The sequence below is a fragment of the Burkholderia sp. WSM2232 genome, from assembly GCF_000472545.1.
Taxonomy (GTDB): domain Bacteria; phylum Pseudomonadota; class Gammaproteobacteria; order Burkholderiales; family Burkholderiaceae; genus Paraburkholderia.
The window spans coordinates 659,494-667,857 of record NZ_KI421432.1; the positions used below are offsets into that span (position 1 = coordinate 659,494).

The following is an 8,364-nucleotide window of genomic DNA, read 5'->3' on the forward strand; positions in this document are numbered from 1 at the left end:
GCGGCGAGCGCGTTCCCTTCATCCACGCATTCAAGGAATCAGGCAAATGACCACGATTGCAGGCATTCATATTCCCGACAGCATGATGGCGCGCGAAGCCACCGAACTCGTGCGCGATACCGAAACCGATCTGCTGTATCACCATTCGCGGCGCGTATTCCTGTTCGGCGCGCTGGCCGGCGAGCGCAAGCAACTGAAATACGATGCGGAGCTGCTGTATATCGGCGCGATGTTCCATGACATGGGACTGGTTGCGCCGTACAGCACGGAGCATGAGCGCTTCGAGGTGGACGGCGCCAACGCGGCGCGCGACTTCCTGCAGCGTCACGGTATCGGCGAAGACGACATCGAACAGGTGTGGACCTCGATTGCACTGCACACCACGCCGGGCATTCCCCAGCACATGAAGCCGGTCGTCGCGCTGGTCACGGCGGGCGTGGAAATGGACGTGCTCGGCATTGCCTACGACGAATTCACCGAAGAGCAACGCCAAGCGGTCACGCATGCGCATCCGCGCGGCGCGCACTTCAAGGAAGGCATTATCGACGCCTTCACGCAGGGCATTATCCACAAGCCGCACACCACGTTCGGCAACGTGAAGGCCGACGTGCTCGAGCTGAAGGACCCGCATTATCATCGGGAGAATTTCTGCACGATGATTCTCGGCTCTTCGTGGAAGGAGTAATGCAAGCATAACGGGGCCCGCGCGGCCCCATATGGGATGATGAGCGATTGAACGAACTCCCGCGCCGCGCCATGGTGATCAAAAACCTCCTGCGAAAGCTCGACCTGACCACGCTTCAGCTGTTTCTCGCCGTGTATGAAGAAGGCACGCTCACGCGTGCCGCGGAGCGCGAGGCCATTGCCGTATCGGCAGCGAGCAAGCGCCTGCTCGAACTGGAACAGGCGGTGGGCGCCACGCTCTTTCAGCGCAACGCGCGCGGCATGACCCTCACGCCGGCGGGCGAAACGCTGCTGCATCACGCGCGGCGGGTGCTGCGCGACATCGAGAACATCGGCATTGAACTGGCTGGCCATGCGAGCGGCGTGCGCGGCTACGTGCGGATGATGGCGAACCTGTCCGCCATTGTCGAATTCCTGCCCGAAGATTTGCGTGCGTTCCAGCTGCTGCATGAGCGCGTGAAGCTCGACCTCGAAGAGCGGCCGAGCGGCGGGGTGGTCGAAGCCGTGGACGACAGCCTCGCCGATCTCGGCATCTGTTCCGCCGACGCCGACACGCGCGACTTGCACGTTGAACACTATCGGCACGACTCTTTGGTGCTCGTGATGCGCGACGATCATCCGCTCGCCGCCCGCAGCAGCGTGGCTTTTGCCGAAACGCTCGACGGCGATCACGTTGGCCTGCATGCCGCGAGTTCGATCAACGCCCGAACGCACATCGCCGCGCGTCAGGCGGGCAAGTCGTTGCGGCTGCGCATTCACGTGCCGGGTTTCGACGCCGTGTGCCGGATGGTGCAGGCCGGCATGGGCGTCGGCGTGTTGCCGCAAAAGGTGTATGAGCTGATGGGGCGTCCGCTGGGGCTTGTAGGCGCGCCGCTCGAAGACGACTGGTCGCACCGCAGCCTCGTGTTGGCGGTGCGCGACGTGGAGGCGCTGTCGCCCGTCAGCCGTCTGCTGTTCGATCACTTGCGCTCGATCGAAGCGTCGCAAGCCGCACAAACCGCACAAACCGCACAAACCGCACAAACCGCACAAGCCGCACAAACCGCACAACGCCCGGCGCCCTGAACTCGCGCCGCGCCTGAGCGTTCGCCGTTCGCGAACGGTCGTTGGCGATTTGCGGTTGGACGCCCCCGCCAGATGGCTGCAAGCTGTCTTCCAACAGAAAACTGCTTTGGAGACAGCACATGGGTGGACCCCTTCAGGGTATTCGCGTCGTCGAGATCGGTACACTCATCGCCGCGCCGTTTGCCGCGCGTCTGATGGCCGAATTCGGCGCAGACGTCGTCAAGATCGAAGCGCCGCAAACCGGCGACCCGCTGCGCAAATGGCGCAAACTGCATGAGGGCACCTCGCTCTGGTGGTACTTGCAGTCGCGCAACAAGAAGTCGGTTTGCGTGAATCTCAAGTCGCCGGACGGTGTGGAAATCGTCAAGCGGCTGGCCGCCGAGGCCGACGTCGTGATCGAAAACCTGCGGCCCGGTGCGCTCGAAAAGCTCGGCATCGGCTGGGACGTGCTGCACGCAATCAACCCCAAGCTGACGATGGTGCGGATTTCCGGCTATGGCCAGTCGGGTCCGTATCGCGACCGCCCGGGGTTTGGCGCCATTGGCGAAGCCATGGGCGGCATTCGCTATACGACCGGCGAAGTGGACGGTGCGCCCGCGCGCGTCGGCGTGAGCCTTGGCGATTCGCTTGCGTCGCTGCACGGCGTGATCGGCGCGTTGATGTCCTTGCTGCGGGTGAAGACGGGGCAGGGCGAGGGTCAGGTGGTGGACGTGTCGCTTGTAGAAAGCGTCTTCAATCTGATGGAAAGCCTCGTGCCGGAATACGACCTGCTCGGCCATGTGCGCGAGCGCAGCGGCGGCGCGCTGCCGGGCATCGCACCGTCCAATACCTATCCCACCGAAGACAACGGCTACGTGGTGATTGCGGGCAACAGCGATCCGATTTTCCGGCGCCTGATGCAAGTGATAGGCCGCCCCGATCTCGCCGACGATCCCGCGCTCGCGCACAACGACGGCCGCGCCCAGCACTGCGCGATGCTCGACGACGCCATCGCCGCATGGACCTCGCACCATTGCACCGACGACGTGCTCGCCGCGCTCGAACGCGCCGAAGTGCCGGCGGGGCGCATCTATTCGGTGGCGGACATCGTCGCCGATCCGCACTATCAGGCGCGCGACATGTTGTTGCAGGCGCAACTACCGGGCGGCGCCTCGGTGAAGATGCCTGGCATCGTACCGAAGCTGTCGGACACGCCGGGTGAAGTGCGCTGGCAAGGCCCCGCGCTTGGCGAACACACCGGCAGTGTGCTGGGCGAACTCGGTTTTGCGAGTGAAGAAATCGAGCGGCTGCGCCGCGAAGGAGCCGTCCAATGACAGATGCGATGACCCCGGCATTGACCGACTCAATGCAAGCTGCAGAGAAACTGATCGTGCAGGAAGTCGCCCCGCGCGACGGCTTGCAGATCGAACCGACGTGGGTAGAGACCGCGGACAAGATCGCGTTGATCAACGGCCTTTCCGAGGCCGGCTTCACACGCATCGAAGCAGGCTCGTTCGTGTCGCCGAAAGCCATTCCTGCCTTGCGCGACGGCGAAGCCGTGTTCGCTCAGATCGAGCGGCGCGCGGGCGTGATCTACGTGGCGCTGGTGCCCAATCTGAAGGGTGCCGAGCGCGCGCTCGCCGCAAAGGCAGATGAGCTGAACCTCGTGATGTCGGCGAGTCAGACGCATAACCGCGCGAACATGCGCATGAGTTGCGAGTCGTCGCTGGCGGCGTTTGGCGACATTGTGCGTCACGTGAAGGGCACTGGCGTGCGGTTGAATGCAACGGTCGCAACCGCATTCGGCTGCCCGTTCGAAGGCGCAATCGACGAGGATCGTGTGGTCGGCATTGTCGATACCTATCGCGAGATGGGCATTGAAGGCATTACGCTCGCCGATACGACCGGCATGGCTAATCCTCTCCAGGTGGGGCGGCTCGTCAAACGGGTGCTGCAACGTGTGCCGCCTTCTGCACTCACGCTGCACTTTCACAATACGCGCGGGCTTGGGCTTGCCAATGTGCTGGCCGCATACGAAGCCGGCGCGCGCCGCTTCGACGCTGCGTTGGGCGGCCTTGGCGGCTGTCCATTTGCACCGGGCGCGTCCGGCAACATCTGCACAGAGGATCTCGTGAATCTTTGCGACGAAATGGGCATTCCCACCGGAATAGATCTGATGAAGCTGCTCGCCTTGTCGCGAGCGTTGCCCGAGTTGCTCGGCCACGACGTGCCCGGGCAAGTCGCGAAGGCAGGACGCAATAGCGACCTGCATCCCGTGCCCGACTACGTGCTGCATATCTGACTTTTCCTGATCCACTAAACGACCGGACGGCAGAGCCCGAATCCGGCATTGGAGACGAAACATGAGTGACCTTGGCGCAATCGCAACCGGCGAGCGTGGAGAGAGCGCGGACGGCGCGGCGGCCATCATCCGCAAAGTGGCATGGCGGCTAATGCCGCTCATCATGATCTGCTATCTGTTTGCGTTTTTTGACCGCATCAATATCAGCTTCGCGAAGTTCCAGTTGCAAAGCGACCTCGGGCTGTCAGATACCGCGTATGGTCTCGGCGCGAGTCTGTTCGTGATTGGCTACGTATTGTTCGAGGTGCCAAGCAATCTTTTCCTCTACAAAGTGGGAGCACGGCGCTGGATTGCGCGCATCATGATTTCGTGGGGCCTTGCGACCGCGGCGATGGTGTTCGTCAACAACGAATGGCAATTTTACGGCCTGCGTTTTCTGATCGGCGCTATGGAGGCCGGCTTTGCGCCGGGCGTGCTGTACTACCTCACGCTGTGGTTTCCGGCGAGCTACCGCGGACGCATCACGTCCATGCTGTTTCTTGCGTCAGCGTTTTCGGGACTGGTCGGCGCGCCGCTCGCGGGGCTCGTTATCGGCCATATGAACGGCGTGCTCGGCATGCCAGGATGGCACTGGCTGTTCCTGCTCGGCGGCCTGCCGTGCATACTGCTCGGTTACCTGGTGCTGAAGCTGCTGAAAGACCGTATTGACGATGCGAACTGGCTTTCGCCTGCGGAGAAGTCATTGCTCGCTGAGCAGATTGCGCAGCAGAGCCGTCATCCGGAGACCGGACATTCGTTTCTGGGTGCGATCCGCACGCCGGGTTTCCTGACGCTTGGGCTCGTCTATTTTCTGATTCAGATCGCGTCGTATGGATTGAATTTCTGGGCGCCGCATCTGATTCGCGTGGCCGGTACGCACAATCCGACGCTGATCGGTCTGTTGACGGCGGTGCCTTATGTGTGTGGTGCGATCTGCATGGTGGTAGTGGGGCGCTTGTCCGACGCCAACGGCGAGCGGCGCAAGTTCGTGGTTGGTTTGCTGCTGATGTCGGCGCTCGGATTTTTCGCGGCGGGCTTCTTCGACAAGCAGACGGGTTTCCTGATCGTCGCGCTGGCCGTAATGGGTGCGGGCGTAGTGGCGTCGATTCCGGCGTTCTGGGCACTGCCGCCGAAGCTGGTGACGGGCGCGGGCGCAGCGGGCGGCATCGCGTTGATCAACACGCTGGGTCAGCTCGGCGGGATTGTGAGTCCGATCATGGTGGGACGTGTGCGGGATTTGACTGGCAGCACGACGCCGGCGCTGTATGTGATCGGCTCGCTGAGCGTGGTGTGCGCGGCGATTGTGTTGTGGGGGTTGCCGGAGTCGCTGCGCAGAAGGGATGGGGGGCGGGTGGGGTGAGGGGTTAGTGCAGCCGGCTCGGGTCTTCCTTCTTCCGAATGCTTGCCTGAGGTGAGTGATACTGCTGTCCTGAATGCGGATAAACGTACCTCCGCATTCACAAAAGATGTCCGTCGCCGCAGCGAGCATGTGCCACCTTTTTGTTGGCACTTTTGGTAAAGGTCCCTTCTGCCGGCAAAAGCCGAGTCACGATCAACCGTCGTAGTACTCAGAGCGGGCAATCACGCGATTGACCCCGTGCGGGCACTGGCATGCGACGATATCGTTGTCCTTCACTGCGGCGGTGGCGCCGGTCAACCCCCAGCCTTGCGCGGTGCCGAGCATAGGGCCGGTGTATCCGCAGCGTCCGCACGACGCGAGTCCGCCGTCCTTCGCGAGTGCGCCGTTCTCGTCCGCAAAATTCTCGTCGCCATCGAGTACCACGCCGCCGGTGGTCGTCCTGTTGCCTTTGATTGCCAGCATCGTTGCCATTCGAGTTCTCCTTGTTGGATTGATCTGTTGATCCGTCGGCCGCATCAATACCGGTCAAGCGCCGCCTGCAGCATTTTCAATCGGGTCTTGCCGTCAGGCGTGAACACTGTGTCGAACCGCACGAGCCCTTCCTTATGCAGGTGGCACGCCATGGTGAAGCTGACCATCATGCCTGGCTCCGCGCTATGTACCTCGATCTCGACTGCCTTGAGCCGCGGCTCGTACTTGAGCAATGTGGACTCGATCGCATTGCGCAGCCTGAAAGTCGATGAGGGCAGGTGCCGGTAGATCTCAGACAGGTCGTCGAGCCCGAAGTCCGGCAAATGCGCGAGAGAGCGCCGCCGGCTGTTCAGAATTCGCTCGATGTTGTCCCGTACCGAAAGGAAGGTTTGTTCCTCGGGTGTGAAGTCGCTGATTGCAGAGCCGTCGGCAAAATGCCCGGTGATCCGCTCGAAAAGTCCTGGTCCGATTCGCATGGGTGCCTCAGTGCGCCATAACGGCAATGGATGACTCTAGCCAGCGGTCGATGGCGAGCCAAACCAGTCCGGCGGTAACACCCGCAACGGCGACCCAGGCGACAGGATGCAGCGGCGGCAGCCGCCTGGGGGAGGGGTTGATGACGAGCGGCGCGGATTGGTTCGCCACGCTGCTGTCTGTGATGGTCCCACCGGTTCGCGCAATGCAGTCGTCAATCGAATGAATGAGCTTCTCGCGCGCTGCGGTGTCGTCCATGGCGTAACGACCCTTGAACCCCAGTCTCAGCACAGCGGCAAAGATTCTTAGCAGAGGCTCTACGGGGTTTTGCTCCTGCAGGCGCTGATCGATCCGTCTCAGCAACTCTTCGCCCGCATCGTTGCGGCCGAACACGCGCACCTGGAGTGGCTCACGCTCCCACGAATCGCGCGCCGCTGCAGTGAGCCCGTTCAGGGCTGCTTCGTCGAGCAGCGCACATTGCGCATAAAGCGCGTCGTTAATTACGTCGAGCGGGAGACCGCGCCGCTGCAGTTCGTCGCGCAGGGCGGCGACTTGAGCATCTGAGTCCTTGAACAAGACTTCCGGCGAAGGCGGGTTCCCGCTTCGAAGCGCAACGACAGTACTGGCCGTGTCGCGTAGGGCAACAGGAAGCAGATCTGAGACCTGTTGTGCGGAGGAGGATTTCATCGCAGGCGTTCGACACCGAGTGTCTGCATGCCTACTGCGGCACCAATCCTCCCCCACGGGGCGCGACTGGCGTTACTGGCCACCTGCGCAGTGGAGTTCTGCCCGCTCAGCGGCTGCTGCTTGAAGTGCTGCGGTATCGTTAAAACGCCACGTGCCGGCAGAGATAGTGTGAGGTTCATCGTTGATAACGTTGTTGATTCATATCGGTCGACCGCGGGACTGAACGCTGCGCGAACTTCTAGACAGTCGCCATCCTCTTGCTGCGCACTGTTATGGAGTCCTGCGGTCATCGTTCAGTGGCTGACCTAGTCCGCTGTTACTGAGAAGTCGATGTTTAGCATGCAATCCCTCTCAAAAACAGCTTTGAAATTAGTCAATTGTCACAGAGTGGTCAAAAGCAACAAGCGTTGCTTTCCCAAGTGCGCAATGCTTCACTGGTCCAATAAAGGCGCGTAACGTATTCCCCCAGATGCCCTATCCGTTATCAGCTCCGAAGCAGTACTGACCAGGTGAGGAATTTGCAAAAGATGGCCAGCCCGTATGACGAAGCGAGGAAGTTTGTATCCAGTGTGACGACCATACCGGGACGCCAGGCGCATTTCCTGGACGTGCCGGGTACGGACAGCGCGGCGCAGCTCTCGGTCGTGTCGTTCGAGGCTTCAGAAGAGCTGGGTGAACCGAACGTCGTACGCGTCGTGGTGACCCATCCGGGACAGCTTGTGCGCGCCGATTACCTGAGCCGCGACGCGATGTTCCGGATCGTGCCGGACGATGCATTGCCGAGGCAATTCTCAGGCTACATCGAGCAGTTCTCGACCATCCAGACGAGCCGCGACTGCACGCGGTACGAGATCGTCATCAAGTCGCATTTCGGACGGCTTGCGGCCACCACCAACACCCAGATCTACCAGCATCAGACCACGCCCGCGATCATTGCGGCCGTGTTGCGGCGCCACGGCCTGAGGGAGCACCAGTTCTCGTTTCGNCTGAGGCGGCAGTACCCCAAGCATCTGTTCCGCTTCCAGTACAGGATCGACGACCTCGCGTATGTGCAGATGCTCATGCAGAAGGCGGGCATCTACTGCTATATCGTGGAGACCGAATTCGGCGATATGGTGGTGTTTTGCGACGATATCGATCACTACCTCTACGATCCGCAACTGGTCGTGCCGTATCGGGAAACAGCGGGCCTTGAAGCGGGCGGCGTGGAAGCGCTCACGTCACTCAGGACCCATACCGTAACGGTGCCGGCATCGTTCGTGGTCGCGGACTACAACCCGGAAAGCGCCTGGGAGAGATTCCG

Annotated in this window: 9 protein-coding genes; 6 read left to right on the forward strand and 3 right to left on the reverse strand. The window is 61.7% G+C overall.

The window, feature by feature from the left end; genetic code table 11:
- The first annotated feature begins 46 nt into the window (after positions 1-46).
- The 5 genes from F757_RS0132770 (at position 47) to F757_RS0132790 (ending at position 5,429) form a co-directional block, all read left to right on the forward strand.
- On the forward strand, positions 47-685 hold the full coding sequence (locus F757_RS0132770; protein ID WP_027215051.1) for an HD domain-containing protein: 639 nt from the start codon (positions 47-49) through the stop codon (positions 683-685).
- Between the two features lie 71 nt (positions 686-756).
- Positions 757-1,749 (forward strand): LysR family transcriptional regulator, encoded by a 993-nt coding sequence (locus F757_RS0132775; protein ID WP_027215052.1) that lies wholly within the window; start codon positions 757-759, stop codon positions 1,747-1,749.
- 119 nt (positions 1,750-1,868) lie between these two features.
- A complete protein-coding gene (locus F757_RS0132780; protein ID WP_027215053.1) occupies positions 1,869-3,062 on the forward strand; it encodes a CaiB/BaiF CoA transferase family protein in 1,194 nt (397 codons plus the stop codon).
- Positions 3,059-4,030 carry a hydroxymethylglutaryl-CoA lyase gene (locus F757_RS0132785; RefSeq protein ID WP_198021458.1) on the forward strand — a complete coding sequence of 324 codons (972 nt, stop codon included), beginning with the start codon at positions 3,059-3,061 and terminating at the stop codon, positions 4,028-4,030. The genes F757_RS0132780 and F757_RS0132785 overlap by 4 nt, the downstream gene beginning before the upstream one ends.
- Positions 4,031-4,091: 61 nt before the next feature.
- On the forward strand, positions 4,092-5,429 hold the full coding sequence (locus F757_RS0132790) for an MFS transporter (protein ID WP_027215055.1): 1,338 nt from the start codon (positions 4,092-4,094) through the stop codon (positions 5,427-5,429).
- 192 nt (positions 5,430-5,621) lie between these two features.
- On the opposite strand, the gene F757_RS0132795 is transcribed toward F757_RS0132790, so the two are convergent.
- From F757_RS0132795 to F757_RS0132805, 3 genes are read right to left on the reverse strand one after another with little or no spacing between them, the layout of a single operon-like run.
- The gene (locus F757_RS0132795) at positions 5,622-5,900 is read right to left on the reverse strand and encodes a PAAR domain-containing protein (protein ID WP_027215056.1); all 279 of its coding nucleotides are present in this window, start codon (positions 5,898-5,900) and stop codon (positions 5,622-5,624) included.
- Positions 5,901-5,944: 44 nt separating this feature from the next.
- The gene (gene tssE, locus F757_RS0132800) at positions 5,945-6,376 is read right to left on the reverse strand and encodes a type VI secretion system baseplate subunit TssE (RefSeq protein ID WP_027215057.1); all 432 of its coding nucleotides are present in this window, start codon (positions 6,374-6,376) and stop codon (positions 5,945-5,947) included.
- Positions 6,377-6,383: 7 nt separating this feature from the next.
- Positions 6,384-7,061: a DotU/TssL family secretion system protein gene (locus F757_RS0132805; RefSeq protein WP_027215058.1), complete on the reverse strand. Its 678-nt coding sequence runs from the start codon at positions 7,059-7,061 to the stop codon at positions 6,384-6,386.
- A 527-nt stretch (positions 7,062-7,588) separates the two neighbouring features.
- Between F757_RS0132805 and F757_RS0132810 the strand changes: the two genes are divergently transcribed.
- Positions 7,589-8,364, forward strand: a 776-nt coding sequence (locus F757_RS0132810; RefSeq protein ID WP_027215059.1) for a phage late control D family protein, incomplete at its 3' end; no start/stop codon positions are given.